The 16439-nt window shown below is 70.9% G+C and carries 16 protein-coding genes; 5 read left to right on the forward strand and 11 right to left on the reverse strand.

Annotated elements, in window-relative coordinates:
• Positions 1 to 35 precede the first annotated feature (35 nt).
• The 4 genes from AAD496_RS00270 to AAD496_RS00285 are packed head-to-tail and all read right to left on the reverse strand — an operon-like array spanning position 36 to position 2594.
• Positions 36 to 689, reverse strand: a complete 654-nt coding sequence (locus AAD496_RS00270; protein WP_349826620.1) for an anthranilate synthase component II — start codon at positions 687 to 689, stop codon at positions 36 to 38.
• Complete coding sequence (locus AAD496_RS00275; protein WP_349826621.1) at positions 686 to 973, reverse strand: hypothetical protein; 288 nt, start codon at positions 971 to 973, stop codon at positions 686 to 688. Before AAD496_RS00275 ends, AAD496_RS00270 begins: the two co-directional genes overlap by 4 nt.
• Positions 973 to 1827, reverse strand: a complete 855-nt coding sequence (locus AAD496_RS00280) for a class E sortase (protein WP_349826622.1) — start codon at positions 1825 to 1827, stop codon at positions 973 to 975. Before AAD496_RS00280 ends, AAD496_RS00275 begins: the two co-directional genes overlap by 1 nt.
• A complete protein-coding gene (locus tag AAD496_RS00285; RefSeq protein WP_349826623.1) occupies positions 1824 to 2594 on the reverse strand; it encodes a DUF881 domain-containing protein in 771 nt (256 codons plus the stop codon). Before AAD496_RS00285 ends, AAD496_RS00280 begins: the two co-directional genes overlap by 4 nt.
• 239 nt (positions 2595 to 2833) lie before the next feature.
• Here AAD496_RS00285 and AAD496_RS00290 point away from each other — a divergent pair, with 239 nt between their 5' ends.
• From AAD496_RS00290 to AAD496_RS00305, 4 genes are all read left to right on the forward strand, one after another.
• The gene (locus AAD496_RS00290) at positions 2834 to 3334 is read left to right on the forward strand and encodes a cell division protein CrgA (RefSeq protein ID WP_349826624.1); all 501 of its coding nucleotides are present in this window, start codon (positions 2834 to 2836) and stop codon (positions 3332 to 3334) included.
• A 34-nt stretch (positions 3335 to 3368) separates the two neighbouring features.
• Positions 3369 to 4103: a membrane protein YczE gene (gene yczE / locus AAD496_RS00295; protein ID WP_349826625.1), complete on the forward strand. Its 735-nt coding sequence runs from the start codon at positions 3369 to 3371 to the stop codon at positions 4101 to 4103.
• Positions 4104 to 4159: 56 nt separating this feature from the next.
• Positions 4160 to 6097: a DNA helicase RecQ gene (gene recQ, locus AAD496_RS00300; protein ID WP_349826626.1), complete on the forward strand. Its 1938-nt coding sequence runs from the start codon at positions 4160 to 4162 to the stop codon at positions 6095 to 6097.
• 919 nt (positions 6098 to 7016) lie between these two features.
• On the forward strand, positions 7017 to 7601 hold the full coding sequence (locus tag AAD496_RS00305; RefSeq protein WP_349826627.1) for a MucR family transcriptional regulator: 585 nt from the start codon (positions 7017 to 7019) through the stop codon (positions 7599 to 7601).
• A 7-nt stretch (positions 7602 to 7608) separates the two neighbouring features.
• Here AAD496_RS00305 and AAD496_RS00310 read toward each other — a convergent pair whose 3' ends face one another.
• Together AAD496_RS00310 and AAD496_RS00315 are read right to left on the reverse strand one after the other, a co-directional pair.
• Positions 7609 to 8412: a rhomboid family intramembrane serine protease gene (locus AAD496_RS00310; protein WP_349826628.1), complete on the reverse strand. Its 804-nt coding sequence runs from the start codon at positions 8410 to 8412 to the stop codon at positions 7609 to 7611.
• Positions 8413 to 8435: 23 nt separating this feature from the next.
• Positions 8436 to 8978: a peptidylprolyl isomerase gene (locus tag AAD496_RS00315; RefSeq protein WP_349826629.1), complete on the reverse strand. Its 543-nt coding sequence runs from the start codon at positions 8976 to 8978 to the stop codon at positions 8436 to 8438.
• A 191-nt stretch (positions 8979 to 9169) separates the two neighbouring features.
• Here AAD496_RS00315 and AAD496_RS00320 point away from each other — a divergent pair, with 191 nt between their 5' ends.
• A complete protein-coding gene (locus AAD496_RS00320) occupies positions 9170 to 10150 on the forward strand; it encodes a hypothetical protein (protein ID WP_349826630.1) in 981 nt (326 codons plus the stop codon).
• 87 nt (positions 10151 to 10237) lie between these two features.
• Here AAD496_RS00320 and AAD496_RS00325 read toward each other — a convergent pair whose 3' ends face one another.
• The 5 genes from AAD496_RS00325 to AAD496_RS00345 all read right to left on the reverse strand — a co-directional run bounded on the left by AAD496_RS00325 (position 10238) and on the right by AAD496_RS00345 (position 16432).
• Entirely contained in the window at positions 10238 to 11338 is a 1101-nt protein-coding gene (locus AAD496_RS00325; RefSeq protein WP_349826631.1) for a hypothetical protein, read from the reverse strand.
• A 231-nt stretch (positions 11339 to 11569) separates the two neighbouring features.
• Complete coding sequence (locus AAD496_RS00330; RefSeq protein ID WP_349826632.1) at positions 11570 to 12580, reverse strand: hypothetical protein; 1011 nt, start codon at positions 12578 to 12580, stop codon at positions 11570 to 11572.
• Positions 12581 to 12884: 304 nt separating this feature from the next.
• A complete protein-coding gene (locus AAD496_RS00335) occupies positions 12885 to 14099 on the reverse strand; it encodes a hypothetical protein (protein WP_349826633.1) in 1215 nt (404 codons plus the stop codon).
• A 63-nt stretch (positions 14100 to 14162) separates the two neighbouring features.
• Positions 14163 to 15329, reverse strand: a complete 1167-nt coding sequence (locus tag AAD496_RS00340; protein ID WP_349826634.1) for a hypothetical protein — start codon at positions 15327 to 15329, stop codon at positions 14163 to 14165.
• Complete coding sequence (locus AAD496_RS00345) at positions 15326 to 16432, reverse strand: hypothetical protein (RefSeq protein ID WP_349826635.1); 1107 nt, start codon at positions 16430 to 16432, stop codon at positions 15326 to 15328. The genes AAD496_RS00340 and AAD496_RS00345 overlap by 4 nt, the downstream gene beginning before the upstream one ends.
• Between the last annotated feature and the right edge of the window lie 7 nt (positions 16433 to 16439).

Raw genomic sequence — 16439 nt, forward strand, 5'->3', positions numbered from 1 at the left:
TCCGGAGCGCCGCGCCGACGCTCAGAGGCCGACGCTCAGAGGCCGGCGCTGGCGATGGGGCTGCGGCCGGCCGCACGCTCGGCGGCCTCCGGCATCCCGGTGGTCGCCAGGAAGTTGCCGAGCATCAGGTACCCGTCCTCGGTGAGCACCGATTCCGGGTGGAACTGCACCCCCGCGAGCGGCGCGGACCGGTGCTGGATCGCCATGACGATCCCCTCCGGCGTCCGGGCGGTCACCTCGAAGACCTCGGTCGGCAGGGTGTCGTCGACGATCGCGAGCGAGTGGTAGCGCGTCACGGTGAGCCCGCCCGTCCGGCACCCGGCGAAGATCCCGGTGCCGTCGTGCTCGATGACGGAGGTCTTACCGTGCATGAGCTCCGGCGAGTGGTCGACCGTCGCGCCGAACACCTCGCCGAGCGCCTGATGGCCCAGGCACACGCCGAACAACGGGAAGTCGTTCTCCCCGGCCCACCGGATGACGTCCGGGCACACGCCGGCGTCGGCCGGGGCCCCGGGACCGGGCGAGAGCAGCACGCCGTCGTACCCGGCGAGCTCCTCGGAGATCCCGGCGGCGTCGAACGTGTCGTTGCGGACGACCGTCGTCTCCGCACCCAGTTCCCGCAGGTAGCCCACGAGGGTGTAGACGAAGCTGTCGTAGTTGTCGATGACGAGGATTCGCGAGGTGCTCATGCGCCGGGGGTCTCCTGATCGGGGCGGATGGGGACGTCGAGGTGGAGAGCCGACGATACCGCGTCAGCACCTGCGGAGGCAGAACCGGCCGCAGAGGAGGAGGCGGCAGCCGCAGCCCCCTGCTCCACCTCGACCGTCGCCTCGTTGAAGGGCATGTGCGGCGCGATCACCGGGAACACCCACTCCATGAGGGCATAGACGGCGAGTGCCACGAGCACGAGCGCAAGCACCAGTTTGACGGGCCAGGGACCGGGCAGCAGCCGGCGCCAGATGAACTCGTACATCAGCCGTGCACCTCCTCGTACGCCTGCGAGTCCGCGATCGACTCCGGCGGCCCCTCGGAGCTCGGCCGGAAGTCGGAGAGCGCCGAGTAGGCGACATAGCGTTCCCGGGCCGACCACATGGGGTTGCAGGCGGTGAGCGTCATGATCCGGTCCTTGCCCTTGTACTCCGGCATGGTCGGCAGCGGGGCGAGCACGTCGACCCGGTCGGGGGTGACGATCTCGAAGTTGCGGAAGGTGTACGTGTAGTAGCCCTCCTCCGTCTGGACGACCAGGTCGTCGCCGGGGCGCAGTTCCGCGATGAGGTTGAGCGGCTTGCCGTAGGTGACCCGGTGGCCGGCCATCGCGAAGTTCCCGACGTCACCGGGCATCGCCGAGGTCGGGTACCGCCCCAGACCCATCCGGTTGAGAACGGGTTCGAGGGACACGCCCTCGGCGATCGTCCGGTAGTAGTCGTCGCCGAACCGCGGGATGTACATGATCCCGAAGGCCGTCTCGGACTCCGGCACCTCCCCGATGACGGGCTCGTCCGGATCGGCGGGCAGCGCGTTGTCCGGGTTGTCCACCCAGTCGGTCGTGAGCTCGCTGGCCAGGTGCTGGTTGTCCTGGTTCGCCTCGATGTCGGTCCACCACAGCTGCCACACGACGAACAGGATGAGCACGAGACCCGCGGTGATGCACAGTTCACCGAAGGTCCGGATCGTCCCACGCACGAACCCCAGGGGTTCCGGCTCGGCACGGCGTCGCTGCCGTCGCACGGCCCGCCGGGAGGGCACGACCGCGTGTGCCACCCGGGAGCGCGGTTCGTCCCGGCGCGCGGCGCGGCGGGGCGGGGGAAGTTCCTGTGGGGCCATCATTCCTTCACCTGTGCAAGTTCCACCCGGGGGACTCCGTCGTAGGCGGGCAGCGTCGTCTCGCCCTCCCGGACCGTCCAGCCCAGTCCCAGCAGATCGACGTACTCCAAATACGTGGCGATCTGCGGCGAGGCGTCGAGCGCCTCCCGCAGGGCGACCGGATCCCCGACCGCCCGGATCGAGTAGGGCGGGGAGAAGACCCGCCCGTTGACGCGCAGGGTGTTCCCCACGCACTGCACCGAGGACGTGCTCACCAGCCGCTGGTCCTGCACCGTCATCCCGGTCGCACCGCCGGCCCACAGGGCGTTCATGACCGCCTCGACGTCCTGCTGGTGGATGAGCAGGTCGTTCGCCTCGACACCCTCGTAGGTGTCCATCGCGCTGCGCGGCGCGTCGTCGAGCACGACCTCCAGACCGTCCCCGGTCACCTCCGCCGCCGAGGCGCCCTCCCGGGCGTCCTCCAACGCGTCGTTGGCGGCCCGCACCGTGTCGTCGCCCTCACCGGCGGAGTCCCGGAGGGCCTCGACGCGCAGGCGGGCCGCATCGACCTCCTGCTGGAGGGTGTCGGCCTCCTCGCCGCGCTCCTGGACGACCTCCGGCAGGGTCGACACCTCACTGCGCAGCTGGGTGCCGGCGGACTCGCGGGCCGAGGTGGTCATGAGCGCACCACAGAGCGCCAGTACACCGACCACCGCCACACCCGACAGGAGTCCTCCCCTGCGGCGACGGGGACGGCGGACCGGCGCCTCGGGCTGCTGGTGTCCACTCATCGTGGCCAGTGTATTGAACGCCACGTCCCGGGCCCCGCAGGTTCCGTGCAGGAACGGGCGATCACCTCGGTCGTCCGTCTTGGTGACCCGGAGTACGCAGTACCCTCTGCCGCCCGACTTCTCCGGGGCGGGGCTGTGAGTGAAGCGGGTGACCCGGAGTACACTGGGCGCCGACCGTGATGAAGGTGTGGCACCGTCGTGTCCGCACCCCGAACACCGACACTCCTCGAGGAGATGCCTTGGCCGCTTCCGACAAGACCCCCGACGACACGTCCGACCTCCCGGAGGCCGTGACCGACGAGGTCACCGAGGAGACCGCCGCCGAGGAGTCGACCACGGAGACCGGGGGTTCCGCGAAGGCGGAGAAGGCCGCGGAGAAGGACACGAAGTCGGAGTCGAAGAAGACCCCGGCCACGGGCTCGGCCTCCGGCAAGGAATCGAAGGACACGAAGAAGAAGTCCACCCCCAAGCGCACCTCGCGCTCGGGCAACCCGGCCGTGCGCTCCACCTCGCGGCAGAAGGCTGCCCACACCTCGGGGACGACCCAGGCGAGCATCCGCCCGAACCCGCGCTGGTTCCTGCCGGTCCTCATCGGTCTGCTGCTCGTGGGCCTCGCCTGGCTCGTGACCTTCTACCTCACCTCCGGAGCCTGGCCCGTCGAGGCCTGGGGCAACTGGAACCTCGTCGCCGGCTTCTCCTTCTTCGTCGCCGGTCTCGTGATGTCGACCCGATGGCGCTGACCCGGATGGCTCCACTCGGACCGGGTCCCCACGCATGAGTGCCCCCGGGAAGAACGACTTCCGGATCCTCAAGGACGCTCCCCTCCCCGTACGACTCCTCACGCTCTTCGTCGGGCTGTTCCTGTTCGGCGTGTCCTGCGGTCTGCTCGTCGTGAGCGCGCTCGGCAACGCCCCGTGGGACGTCCTCCACGAGGGCGTGGCGCGGCACCTGCCGATCTCGCTCGGCGTAGTCGGGGTCTGCGTGTCCGTCCTCATCCTGCTCCTGTGGATCCCGCTCAAGCAGAAGCCGGGGCTCGGCACCGTCGCGAACGCGCTGCTCGTCGGCCCGTTCATCGATCTCACGGTCCACGTCGTCCCGACCCCGGACACCCTGTGGGAGCGGCTGCTCCTCGTCGTCGCGGGCGTCGTCCTCAACGGGATCGCGACGGTCATGTACATCGCCCCGGCCTTCGGCCCCGGCCCCCGCGACGGCCTCATGACCGGTCTCGTCGCCCTCACCGGCAAGCCGGTGTTCCTCATCCGCACCGGTATCGAGGTCGCCGTCGTGGCCATCGGTTGGCTGTTGGGCGGCACCTTCTTCATCGCCTCGATCGTCTTCGCCTTCGGCATCGGCCCCGTCACGCAGGTCTGCCTGCGTCTGGCCCACCGCATGGCCCGGCCCACCCGGCCGGAACCCGGCACCCGCGAGGTCCTCGACCCGGGAACTCCGGACGCGGCGACCGGGACCGATGACCTCCCCGGCCCCACCGGGGGAACCGCGGACCGCTGACCCGCACCGCACCTCCACCCGGTTCCGGTGTCCGTCCCGCCCCCTAGAGTGGTGGCATGACCACGCCTCCTCCGGCCGATCCCGCGGTCCCCGGTCCCACCGCCCAGCAGGTTCTCGAGGAGGTCTTCGGGTACCCGTCCTTCCGTGGGGACCAGGCCGCGATCGTCGACCAGGTGATCGGTGGGGGCGACGCGGTCGTCCTCATGCCCACCGGCGGCGGCAAGTCCCTGTGCTACCAGGTCCCGGCGCTCGTGCGACCGGGCACCGGTGTGGTCGTGAGCCCGCTCATCGCCCTCATGGCCGACCAGGTGGCTGCCCTGGAGAACCTGGGCGTGCGTGCGGCCTACCTCAACTCCACGCTCGCCCCGGAGGAAGAGGCGGACGTTCTGCGCCGCCTGCACGCGGGCGATCTGGACCTGCTCTACATGGCGCCGGAACGGCTGGTCCTCCCGCGCACCCTCGACCTGTTGGACCGCACCGCTGCGGCCGGGGGCATCAGCCTGTTCGCGATCGACGAGGCCCACTGCGTCTCCCAGTGGGGACACGACTTCCGGACCGACTACCTGGGTCTGAGCGTCCTGGCCGAGCGGTTCCCCCACGTCCCGCGGATCGCGCTCACGGCCACCGCCACACGCGCCACCCACGCGGAACTCACCGAGCGGCTGCACCTGGAGCGGGCCCGGCACTTCGTCGCGAGCTTCGACCGACCGAACATCGAGTACCGGATCGTTCCGAAGTCCGGTGCCCGCAAGCAGCTGCTCGACTTCCTGCGCACCGAGCACGCCGGGGACGCGGGCATCGTCTACTGCCTGTCACGCAAGAGCGTCGAGCAGACGGCGCAGGCCCTCGTCGACTCCGGGGTGAACGCCCTGCCCTACCACGCCGGACTGCCCGCCGGGGTCCGCGCCGAACACCAGTCGCGGTTCCTCCGCGAGGACGGTCTGGTCATGGTCGCGACGATCGCGTTCGGCATGGGCATCGACAAGCCGGACGTCCGGTTCGTCGCACACCTCGACCTGCCCAAGAGCATCGAGGGCTACTACCAGGAGACCGGACGCGCCGGGCGTGACGGCCTGCCCTCGACGGCCTGGATGGCCTACGGACTCGGGGACGTCGTCCAACAGCGCCGCATGGTGATGTCCGGTGAGGGCACCGACACCCACAAGCGCAGCCAACTCGCGCACCTCGACGCCATGCTCGCCCTGTGCGAGACCGTCGACTGCCGCCGCGTGCAGCTGCTGCGGTACTTCGGGCAGGAGTCGGAGTCCTGCGGCAACTGCGACACGTGCACCTCTCCCCCGACCACCTGGGACGCGACGGTGCCCGTCCAGAAGCTGTTGTCCACCGTCGTGCGCCTCGACCGTGAGCGCGACCAGCGGTTCGGTGTCGGTCAGGTGCTCGAGGTCCTCCGCGGCGTCGAGTCCGAGCGCTCCCGCTCCTCCCGCCACCACGAACTGAGCGTGTGGGGCATCGGTGCGGACATGTCGGTGAACGAATGGCGGGCCGTCGTCCGCCAGGTCCTCGCCCGTGGCATGCTCGAGGCCGTCGGCGAGTACGGCGTCCTCGTCCTCGGCGCGGCCGCCGGTCCCGTCCTCCGCCGCGAACAGCAGGTGCTGCTGCGGGTCGACCCGACCCCCGCCCGCGCCCGAGGCGCCCGCTCCGGGGACACCACCGGGTCCGGTTCCGGCGGGGGCCGGAAGAAGGGTGCGGCCGCCGCGGACCTCTCGTCGGCCGATGCCGCACTGTTCGAGTCGCTGCGCACCTGGAGGGCCGCGCAGGCGAAGGAACAGGGCGTGCCGGCCTACTTCGTTTTCTCCGACGCCACACTCGCCGGCATCGCGCAGGCCCGACCGGGCAACACGGGGGAACTGGGCACCGTGAGCGGTGTCGGGGCGAAGAAGCTCGAGACCTACGGCGAGGCGGTGCTCGAGGTGGTCCGCGCCTCCGCGGCGGAGACACTGCACGATTCCGCGGACGGTTCCGCGGACGCCTGATCCGTCCGCCACTCCGGCCCCGGAACCTGGTCCCTACACCATTCACCGCTCTCCGCGGCGGAGCCGGACGGGTGAGGAGTACGGGGTCCGTCCCGGATTTCTTCCCCAGTGTCCACAGGTGTGTCCACACGGGCCTCCGCACGCCCGTGGAACCTCTGCACACACCATGTGGTCGAGTGCATTCACATCATGTGGAAAAGATCGTGGATAACTTCTCACCAGGGGAAACACAGCCCTGTAAGTTTTCCACCTTGTGGACGAAGGCTGTGGACAACGTTTCCATCCCCATGTGGAAAACCTGTGGGAACAACTCCACAGATGCATGTGGAGAACCAGCTCACCCCGTCCAGGTTCCCGCATGTCGGCGTGTCGTGAACACACCAGGTGGGCACCCCGGCGAGCGGCAACGGTGCCGCTCGTGGGCCCGGACGGACCCGTGCGGGCCGACCTGGAGACGAAAGAGGTTCCGATGAGCACACCCCACGACGTGGACGACCGGTTCCATCGCACTCCCGGGGAGGACCCGCCAGGGGCGTGTCCGGGACTGCGCAACCGACCGCGGCCGGACCATGTCCCGTTCGGGCGCGAGGTGCGCTATGCGAACGGACTCCGACTGAGCGTCGAGGGCACCGGCACGACGCCCCCGCGCACTTCAGCTTCTTCGGGTGAGGCGCCTCGGGCGCGGGGGACCGGAGAGGACCGGGGGTCCGACGGGCACGGTGAGCGGCCGCGAACCCACCGGAGCAATCCGGATCCCACGCGATCCCACCGTTCCGACACGGACTGAGACGCTCCGCGCACACCCTCCGACCGTGGATACGACACCGGGCGCACGCGTGGTCTCCTGAGGATGACGCCACGTGGGCGTCACGGTCGCGGGCGGCGGACACCGCCGACCCGCGGGAGGAAGGACACCACCATGACCCGCCGTCGGGCCCCGCTGCGGCACCCGGACGAGGAATCCACCCCGTCTCTGGAGTGTCTGGAGTGCGGCCGTCACTACCGACACCTCACGTCCCATCTGCGCATCGCCCACGACGTGGGACCGGCCGAGTACCGCGCCGAACACGGTCTGCCGGAGGACACCCCACTCGTGAGCGACGAGATCCGGGCGCACATCAGCGAACGCATGCGTTCCCAGGAGCACCTGGAGAAACTCGCCCTCGCCCGGGAACGGTACCGCCGGCCACCCCGACCCCCACGATCGACCGACGACCGGGCGATCGCGGACCTTCCGGAATGGACGGACATCGCGGCGTGTACCCAGGCCGCCCGGGAGCTGCTGGATTCGGGGCAGCAGACCAAGGCGTCACTCGCCCGTGTCTACGGGGTCAGTCCGGCCGCGGTGAATCACCGTCTGCGCCGGTACCCGTCCGCCGGGGAGTACGAGCACTGCGTCGTCGACGGCTGCACCTCCCCGGCCTACACCCGCGGGTACTGCACCGCGCACTACCAGCAGGTGAACCGGGCGGAGAAGGCCGCCCGCCGGTCCCGCGCGGCCTGAGGACCGCTCAGGAAACCGGCGGGAGGGATCCGAGGAGCGCTCCGGTGGTCTCCAGACGCCACGTGTAGGCGCCTGCGAGGAGGAACAGGACGACGAGGGCCCCGAGGGCGAAGACGAACACCACGCGCGCCCGAGGTGCCCTGTCCCCGGCACCCGCAGCCCTCCTCTCCAGGGCCACCGAGGGCCACACCGCGAGGAACCCGAACACCAGCCCCGTCACGAGGCCGCCCAGGTGCCCCTGCCAGCTGATGTACCGGTCCACGAAGAGGAACAGCACGTTGAGCAGGACGAAGCCCAGCACCCCGCCCCAATTGCGGTCGAGCCCGGGCAGGGGGACGAGCAGGAACCCGACGAGCGCGAAGACCGCCCCGGAGGCCCCGATGTGGGTGGCCTCCCAGGAGGCACCGAGGGGATCGGCGAGCACCAGCACCGCCACGTGTCCGCCGATCGCCCCGAGCAGGACGAGCAGCCCGTAGCGCAGGTGCCCGATCGCCCGTTCGACGAAGCCGCCGAACACCAGGAACCCGATGATGTTGAAGACGAGGTGGAAGGGCGAGGGGGTGTCGTGGACGAGGGCCGCGGTGAGCGTCCTCCACGGGTCGGAGGCGGCGCGGTCGGCACTGAACCCGAGAGCGGAGACCTCGTCCCAGCCGGGCACGAGTTCGACGAGCCAGGCCAGCACGAGCACCACGAGGACCGTCGTCGTCACCGGCACGCCCTGCAGGACGGAGGACGCACGAGGCGCCCGCGGCTCCCCGGCTTCGGACCGGGGGTCGGCGGGCGCCTCGTGCGGATCGTCCGGGTGGACCATCGTCGGTGTGGGACCGGGAGGTGTCAGGCCTTCGGGAGGACCTCGACGGTCTCGATGACGACGGGCTCGACGGGCTTGTCCATCATGCCGGTCTGCACGGACTCGATCGCGTCGACGACCTTCTTGGACTCCTCGTCGGCGACCTCACCGAAGATGGTGTGCTTGCCGTTGAGCCACGGGGTGGGTGCGGCGGAGATGAAGAACTGCGAACCGTTGGTGCCGCGGCCCATCTGGATGCCGGCGTTCGCCATGGCCAGGAGGTAGGGGCGGTCGAACTGGAGCTCCGGGTGGATCTCGTCGTCGAAGACGTAGCCGGGGCCGCCGGTACCGGTGCCCAGCGGGCAGCCACCCTGGATCATGAAGTCCTTGATGATCCGGTGGAAGCCCAGACCGTTGTAGAACGGACGGGTGACCTTCTCCTTGGTCTGCGGGTCGATGAACTCCTTGGAACCCTCGGCGAGCTCCACGAAGTTGGCGACCGTCTTCGGCGCGTGGTTGCCGAAGAGATCGATGGTGATGTCGCCCTTGGTGGTGTGCAGGACGACCTGCTGGGTTGCGATAGTCATGCCCTCATTCTTCCACGTGCCGCGCCCGCACCCCATGGCAAGGTGTCACTGTACGCGCACAGCGCACACGGACTTCGGCATCCTCCCGGGTCACACCCGGGTGTCCCACCCGGCCCGTGCCCTAGACTGGTGCCGATGCACGGGACGTGACGGTCACCACGCACGTCGACCAACAGCCAAGGAGGGGTGCCATGCCCGCGAGCACGGCAGCGAACACGCAGGCCACGACCATCCGCGACGGAGTGCAGAACCTCGCCCGGACCCTGGGCAAGGTGGTCTGCACGCAGTCCGCTTCCGCCCTCGAGAAGAGTGGCCCGGCACTCGAACGCGCCAACACGTTCCTCACGGAGAAGGCCCAGGAGGCCGCTCCGCACGTCGCCGAGTACCGCGACAGGGCGGGCGAGTACGTCCGCACCGTGGCCGACCAGGTCCGCCCCCAGCTCGAACAGCGCCTGCACGACCTCGAGGGTCGTCTGCAGGAACTGAACGAGAAGGCGGCCCCGCGTGTGGCCGAGCTCCAGGAGAAGGCCGCACCCCGCGTGACCGAACTGCAGGAGAAGGCCGCACCCCGCGTGACCGAACTGCAGGAGAAGTACGGCCCGCAGGTCGCCGCATACCGCGAGAAGGCCGGGACGCTCGCCAATCAGTACGCCACCGAGGCGTCCGGCCGTCTGGCCCAGGCCTCCGAGAAGCTCGGCTCCGCACAGACCCCCGCCTTCGTCGAGGACCTCGCCACCCGCGTCACGGGTGACACCGCGATCGTCGACAAGGCCAAGGGTGCGCTGGCCGGTGCCGGTGCCGGCCTCGCCGCGAAGGTGCCCTCCGAGCTCGTCGCCGTCGACACGAAGCCGCTCACGAAGGCCGGCAAGAAGGCTGCGGCCAAGGCCGCGAAGAAGGCCGCCAAGGCCGTCGCCAAGCAGGAGAAGAAGGGCCTGGGCTTCGGCAAGACCACCGCGATCGGTCTCGGCGTCGCCGGGCTCATCGGCGTGGGCTACTACGTCTACACGAAGCTCCAGCCGGTCGACGACCCGTGGTCGACCCCGCTGTCCGGCAACCGTCCCGCCGACGCCCGCCCGGTCGGTTCCCACGAGGAGGAGAAGGCCGCCGAGAGCACCGCCACCGAGCCCGAGGTCTCCGATACCGAGGTGCCGCAGGCCAAGCAGGAGGGCTGATCGCACGCCGCCCGAGGCGCGCACCCCTCACACTTCGGGGCCGGGATCCGTCAGGATCCCGGCCCCGCGGTGCGTCTCACGGACGGATCACTCGTCCAGGTACTCGTTCGTGTCCTCCGGGGCGTTCTCGGAGAACAGGTGCTTGGCCACGCAGTTGTCCCGGTCGTACCCCTCCGCCCGGCAGAAGGCGAGCGCACTGTCGGCGTTCGGGTGCGGCGTGGCGAGCACGACGACCCAGAAGTCCTCCGAGCTGAAGGAGTCCCAGTCACCGGACCACAGGAGCACCGCGTCCGGGTACTTCCGCTGGTACTGCTCGTAGTTCTCCCAGATCGCCTGCTCGTCCCAGGTCCGACCCTCGGCCTCCATCCCCACGCGCTTGGACCCGAGCTGGACGACCCACTGCTCGTCGAGGTCCTCGGCGTGCATCTGCGCCGCCGATTCCCGCGCCGTCTGGAGGCTCTCACCGGGGGACAGCTCGGGCCCGGGCGTCGTCCCCGCTCCCGAGGCGTCCTCCCCGGAGCCCTCTCCGCTCCCGTCCGAACCGGCGGGCGCCTCCTCGGTGGCCGTCTCCGCTCCACCACCGAAGGACGCCCCGGTCGTGGGACCGGGTCCCGGGGCCTGTTCGTCGCTCGTCGGGTCGGCGGCGACGACCTCGCTCGGTACGTCGTCCCCACCGAGGAACGCCCGCAGACCGAACACCCCACCGACCACGAGTGCCACGACGAGTACTGCCGCGCCGAGGATCCAGGGCCACACGGCCGCTTTCTTGTGCGCCGGTCCGCCTTCCGCCGCGACGGTACCGTCACCGGGTACTCCACCCGGAGGGACCGCACCGACCGCGCCGGCGCCGGGAACCCCTGCACCTCCGGGGGCCTGGTGACCGGACGCCGCGGGCGCGCCGAGCACCTGGCCGTGCCCGGTCGTGAGGCCGACGGGACCCTTCCGGGGAGCACTCGCCGGCGCGGCAGGAGCGGAGCCGGCATCGCTTGTCGGAGTCGGTGGCGCGGCACGCCCCGACCCGGACTGTGGGGTGTCCCCGGCGGGCAGGGGTGGGGGAGGCGTCGACTTCTTCCCCGAGGGTGCCGAGCCGACCGTCGGCTGCGCGCCGGTCCGTGGGAACCACTCCGGGGCCGCCGGGCGGATGACGGGCCGCGTGGCCGGGGATTCCTCCTGTGCGGCAGGATCCACAGGCGATTTGGCCGGTGGAGCCGGCGCCGGGGCAGGAGGTTCGGATGGCCGCTGTGGCGTCTGCGGTGGCGCGGAGGGTCGCGCGGGCGTCTGGCCCGGCGGATCGATCGGATCGGACACGGCGATTCTCCTGGGTGGATCGACTCCTCGCGGGGGACTCCCGACCCCGCGACACATCTGCACCAAGGGTAACCCGGCTCACACCCAGCCGGATCAGGCCGGAACGGACTCTCAGAAGTCGAAGGAGTACTGGAGCGCCGCCGCCTTGCGGTGGGCGTTGTCCCGCAGGCGGGAAGCGCGGATCCGGACGATCCGGTTGAGCACGAACACCACACAGAGGCCGACCAGGCCCCACACCATCCAGCGGAAGAGCACGGGGACGGTGTCGGCGGAGAAGAAGGAGAACACGAGCCCGAGCACGAGCAGGTAGACGAGCGCGGCGAGGAGCAGGACGACCGCGGCCCACAGTGTCCCGAAGAACTGGGCGACGGGACCGGCCCGGTGCATCGCGTACTTGCGGTGCAGCCCGACGGCCGCGTCGTAGGTCGTCACCCGGCCCAGGGCCTTGGCCAGTCGCGCGTTGAGCAGCTTCGCCAGTCCGATCCCGACGCCGATCCCCAGGACCGGCGGGACGAACAGGAGGACCGCCTCCAGTGCGCCGTCGCCCATCTCGTAGGTGCTCTTGCCCGACACGTCGAGGTTGATGCCGAAGGCGAGGGTCACGCCGACCGCCGCTCCCACGACCAGGAACAGGAACGCGAGGTAGACGGGGCTGTGGGGACGGGCGTCGAAGCCCCACTCCGCCGTCCGTGCCGCCTGCCGCGCCGAGGGTGCCTTCTCCTGTTCCTGGGGGTTCGCCTCCGCGGCCGGACCGGATCCGGAGGTGCCCCCGAGATCCATGACCCGGGTCTCCGCGGTGTCGTCCGCATCAGCCTCGACGCCGGGGACGACGTTTGCCGTCGGGTTCTTCGCCGCCTCCTGTCTCTCGTAGTACGCCGGCGGCAGGGTCGTTGACGAGTCCGACTCGACATCGAGGGTCGGGACGACGTTGGTCCAGGTGGCGGCCTCGGCGGCGGAGGGATCCTCGACGGGCCGGGCGTCGGACGGGAATGTGCTCGCGTCGCCCGGACCCTGCCGGTACGCCCCCGACGCGGGGGACGCCGGGGCGGGTGACTCCTGCGGTTCCGGAGCCGCGTGCAGGTTGTGGCCGCCGGGTCCGAAGACGAGGGGGCCCGATCCCACCGGTCCCGATCCGACCGGAGCCGAATTCGCGGAACTCGCGTCCGTGGTTCCTGGGGCCGGAGTCGTGTGTTCAGGGGCGCTCGGCGCGGGGGAGGACCCTGTGGCGCCGTCGGTGGACGTGGTCGGATCGGGCTCGGCCGCGGGTACCGGACCGGAACCCGCACCCGCGGGTCCGAAGGACAGGGGACCGGAGCCACTCATCGCACACCTCCACGTTCGTACGGACCGACCGGCCCCATCCTACGGACGGTTCCCGGGTACCGGCTGGACTTCACACCGCCCGCACCCCGGCACCGGAGCCGACTCACCCCCGACCACCGGAGGGGTTCCAGCCGGAGCCGGAACCGCCCGGACCGAAGGTGGGGATCCCGGAACCCGTCCCCGACGTCCCGGAACCGGGAGAGCCCGCCGGGTTCCACACCGGTGGGAAGGGAGCCCCCGCGCCGGGACCACCCGGAGCACCCGGGACGCCGGACCCACCGGCCGGAGGGAAGGACGAAGCACCAGGCCCGGTGGGATACCCGGGACCGGGCGCCGGGTTCCCCAGCGGAGGCGGGGGAGTCGAGGGCCACGGACCGGGGTTCACGCCGCCACACGGCATCTCGTGTGGTCCACCCGGGCCCGGGTGGGACGCAGGGGAAGGCAAGGACGGGGACGAGGAGGGCAGGGCGCCTCGGGCGCGGACGGGGACGGCGGCGGCCAGGACGGCGAGGACCAGGAGGAGCAGGCACACGAGGAGGAACAGGGTCCAGGCGGCACCCCACTCCATCGTCACGGTGGACAGCACGCGGCCCAGGTCGATCTCGCCGGAGTCGCCTTCGAAGGCCTCCAGCCACGGGAAGACCTCCAGGAGTTCGGGTGGGAGCTCGACGACGGGGGTGTCCGTGTCGACGCCCGCGGCCGCCAGACCGTCGTCGACGGTGAAGGTGAGGTCGGAGGACGCCTCGATCGTGTGGGCCACGGGCCGGCGCAGCACCAGCCCGGCGAGGACGAGCGCACCCCACCCGCCGACGACCGGCATGACGAGGAATCCCGCCCACCGCCGCAGGCCGAAGGCCGCGCAGGCGAGCGCCGCGACGAGGACGATCAGGCTGAGGACGAGTGGGGTGTCGAGACCGAGCGCCGTGGACCGGACCGCGGCCGGCACCGCGCTCACGACCTCCGGGGCGGCGCCCTCGGCGACCCGGAACCGGAACCACGGCAGAGCGAACCCCAGGGCCACGAGCACCGTCGCCGCGAGCAGGGGCAGTGCCGTGACGATGCGGTCGAGCACGGAGTCCGAGCGGTCCTGCGCGTTCGTCGAGAACAACCGGACGATCCCGGCGACGAACAGCACCACCGGGCCGATGACGGGCAGCAGGATGCCCAGGAGGATCCCCGCCCACACCGGCCACCCGGCGATCTTGGCGCCCAACCACCCGGTGACGGCACCGAGGACGACCCCGAGCACCACCCAACCGGCCACGAGCTGCCAGCCCGCGTCCGTCCACACCGACCAGTCCATGTCCACCGTGTTCATGACCTCTCCTCCCGTACCCGCTCACGGTCCCGCTCTCTCCGGTCCGCTCCCGAGGGCGACCCCTCAGAGACTCCCGGCCTCCCGCAGGATCCACAGCACCGGGTCGAGCACCCGGAACGGGGAGATCCCACGTCCGCTCACACGTTTGCCCTGGGGTGCGTCGCCCAGACTGGAGACCGCGAAGAACCGGTGGGCCAGACGCCTGCCGGAGTGCGGGTTGCGCACCTGGTTGACGATCTCCTCGCCCCCGAGCTCGCCGAGCAGGGCGCGGACCTCCTCGTGGACGAGCAGGCTGGAGACAGGGTCGAATCCCTCCTCGATCCGGTTCTCGCGCATGAACCCGGCACCGGGGTTCGCCATGATGACGCTCCACTCGGCGTCCTTCACGTCACGCAGTGCCTGGAGGGCGTCGAACTTGGCGAGCGTGACGGCGAACCGGGTGGTGCCCAGATTGCCCTCACTGAGGACCTGGAGGTTGTGGAGCACCGTCATCGCACTGCCCGGTGCGCCTTCCTGTTCGGGGATCAGACCCTGCAGGCGACGCCGGATCTTGTCGACGCTCAGGGGGTCGAACATGAACACGATCCCGTCTGCCCGGGACAGGAAGCCCAGGTGGGTGGTCCGCTCCGGAAGGTTCTCAAGTTCCTCCCCGGCGACGTCGCGGAGGACCAGGAACTGCCGCTTGCCCCCGATGAACCCCATGCTGAAGATGAGCGGTTCCTTGCGGTGGTTCTCCGTCCGCGGGGTCGCCTGCATCATCTCCATCTCACGGAACAGGGGCGCCTCGTAGTCGCTCGCATAGGTCCGCGCGGTGTAGTCGGTGACCGGTACGAGGGACGACCCGAGAGCCGTGAGGTACTGCCCCAACACCTTGACGAGGACCGCGATGTACAGGCTCTTGCCCGACCACCGGGCACCGCTCATGGCGATGCACGTGACCGTCGACTCCCGCCAGTGGGCCGGCAACCGGTAGGAGCACTGGGGGCAGATCTCCCCCTCGGTGACGAAGTTCTCCGGCACCCCGTACCGGGCGCGGGCCGCCTCGACACCGGGCTGCCAGTTCGGGTCCTGGGGATCCCGACGGTCCGTGAGGACCGCCTCCATCCGCACCTCGTAGCCGCTGAGTTCACTGGCGAGATCGGACCGGGTGGGGGCCTGTCCGGTCCCCGAGAGCTCCCAGGCGTGGAAGTCCACGGGCAGTTCCTCGAAACACATGGGGCACTTGCTCATCGGGAGGCACCTTCCGTCAACAGGGCGCGGGCGGGCTGCAACAGGCCCGTCACCAGGGAGTCGAGTTCCGCGGTGGCGGTCGGCTCCACGAGACCCGGGACCCCACCGGGGCGCCATGCGTCGACCGGCGTGCACGTCGCGGCGTCGAGCTCGTGGACCCCCTGGGCCGGGACGAGGACGACCGGCCACACCCGGGTCGGTTCCACGTCACCGACCGAGGACCGGGGGTCGGCGATCCCGCGGTCGGTGAGTGCGTAGACGAACAGCGGGCCCGTCGACCGGGGCGCGGGCGAGCCCGCACCGGCGGCGCGGGCGCTCAGTCCGTCCCGGACCGCGGCCGGGTCGAACCGCGAGGTCGAGGGGTGGGCCCGCCGCGCCGCGAGCACCGCGGCGGCGAGCTCCTGCGGGTCCTCGGCACTCACGGGGTGGACCCGGGTGTCGACGAGGGAGACGGTGAGGGTCTCCGCCATCGCCGAGGCGATCCCGGAGAACACGTCGACGAGTCCCGTGATCGCGGTGTCGGGCAGGGCCGCCGCGGACGCCGAGGCGTCGACGAGGAGATGGACACCGCCACCCACACCCCTTTCACGGTCCGAACCGAGGGCCGCGACCGCGCGGGTGCGGGCCTCCCGGGCCAGGGGCGGCAGGTCGAGCGAGGAACCGGCACCCGGGCCCTCCCCGGCGTCGACCCAGTCGGCCTCGAGGCGGACCTTCTCCCCACTGCCGGGACCGCTCGCCCCGGCCGGCACGGTGTCGACGACCAGGAGTCCGTGCCGGGTCTCGCCGCTCAGATCGATCTCCTCGGCGACCGTCACGTCGTCCGGGGCACGCCCCAGACCGGCGTTCACCCGGATCCCGAGACGCAGGACCGAACCGGCGGGGAAGGCGCCACCGGTCGACACGACGCCCAGGCGGAGACGCTGCGGGACCCCACGCAGCACGACGGTGCCCGAGGGCAGCTGCTGGACGACCTCCGGGATCTCGTGTCCCCCGTCGTCGAGCGCCACGACGCGCGCCTGCGCGGGCATGGGCTGACAGGTGAGCGACACCTGTCCCGCCGGCAGGTCGAGCCGACCGTCGGAGTCGAGCACATAGGTGGGCATCAGTTCT

Origin of the sequence: Brevibacterium litoralis (genome assembly GCF_040212315.1) — a bacterium.
GTDB lineage: Bacteria > Actinomycetota > Actinomycetes > Actinomycetales > Brevibacteriaceae > Brevibacterium > Brevibacterium litoralis.

Excerpts from the sequence above, each read along its gene's own strand:
- AAD496_RS00345 (WP_349826635.1), bottom strand. The coding sequence starts at position 16,432 with ATGCCCACCTATGTGCTCGACTCCGACGGTCGGCTCGACCTGCCGGCG.
- AAD496_RS00320 (WP_349826630.1), top strand. The coding sequence starts at position 9,170 with ATGCCCGCGAGCACGGCAGCGAACACGCAGGCCACGACCATCCGCGAC.
- AAD496_RS00270 (WP_349826620.1), bottom strand. The coding sequence starts at position 689 with ATGAGCACCTCGCGAATCCTCGTCATCGACAACTACGACAGCTTCGTC.
- AAD496_RS00285 (WP_349826623.1), bottom strand. The coding sequence starts at position 2,594 with ATGAGTGGACACCAGCAGCCCGAGGCGCCGGTCCGCCGTCCCCGTCGC.
- recQ (WP_349826626.1), top strand. The coding sequence starts at position 4,160 with ATGACCACGCCTCCTCCGGCCGATCCCGCGGTCCCCGGTCCCACCGCC.
- AAD496_RS00280 (WP_349826622.1), bottom strand. The coding sequence starts at position 1,827 with ATGATGGCCCCACAGGAACTTCCCCCGCCCCGCCGCGCCGCGCGCCGG.
- AAD496_RS00335 (WP_349826633.1), bottom strand. The coding sequence starts at position 14,099 with ATGAACACGGTGGACATGGACTGGTCGGTGTGGACGGACGCGGGCTGG.
- AAD496_RS00315 (WP_349826629.1), bottom strand. The coding sequence starts at position 8,978 with ATGACTATCGCAACCCAGCAGGTCGTCCTGCACACCACCAAGGGCGAC.
- yczE (WP_349826625.1), top strand. The coding sequence starts at position 3,369 with ATGAGTGCCCCCGGGAAGAACGACTTCCGGATCCTCAAGGACGCTCCC.
- AAD496_RS00275 (WP_349826621.1), bottom strand. The coding sequence starts at position 973 with ATGTACGAGTTCATCTGGCGCCGGCTGCTGCCCGGTCCCTGGCCCGTC.
- AAD496_RS00340 (WP_349826634.1), bottom strand. The coding sequence starts at position 15,329 with ATGAGCAAGTGCCCCATGTGTTTCGAGGAACTGCCCGTGGACTTCCAC.
- AAD496_RS00310 (WP_349826628.1), bottom strand. The coding sequence starts at position 8,412 with ATGGTCCACCCGGACGATCCGCACGAGGCGCCCGCCGACCCCCGGTCC.
- AAD496_RS00305 (WP_349826627.1), top strand. The coding sequence starts at position 7,017 with ATGACCCGCCGTCGGGCCCCGCTGCGGCACCCGGACGAGGAATCCACC.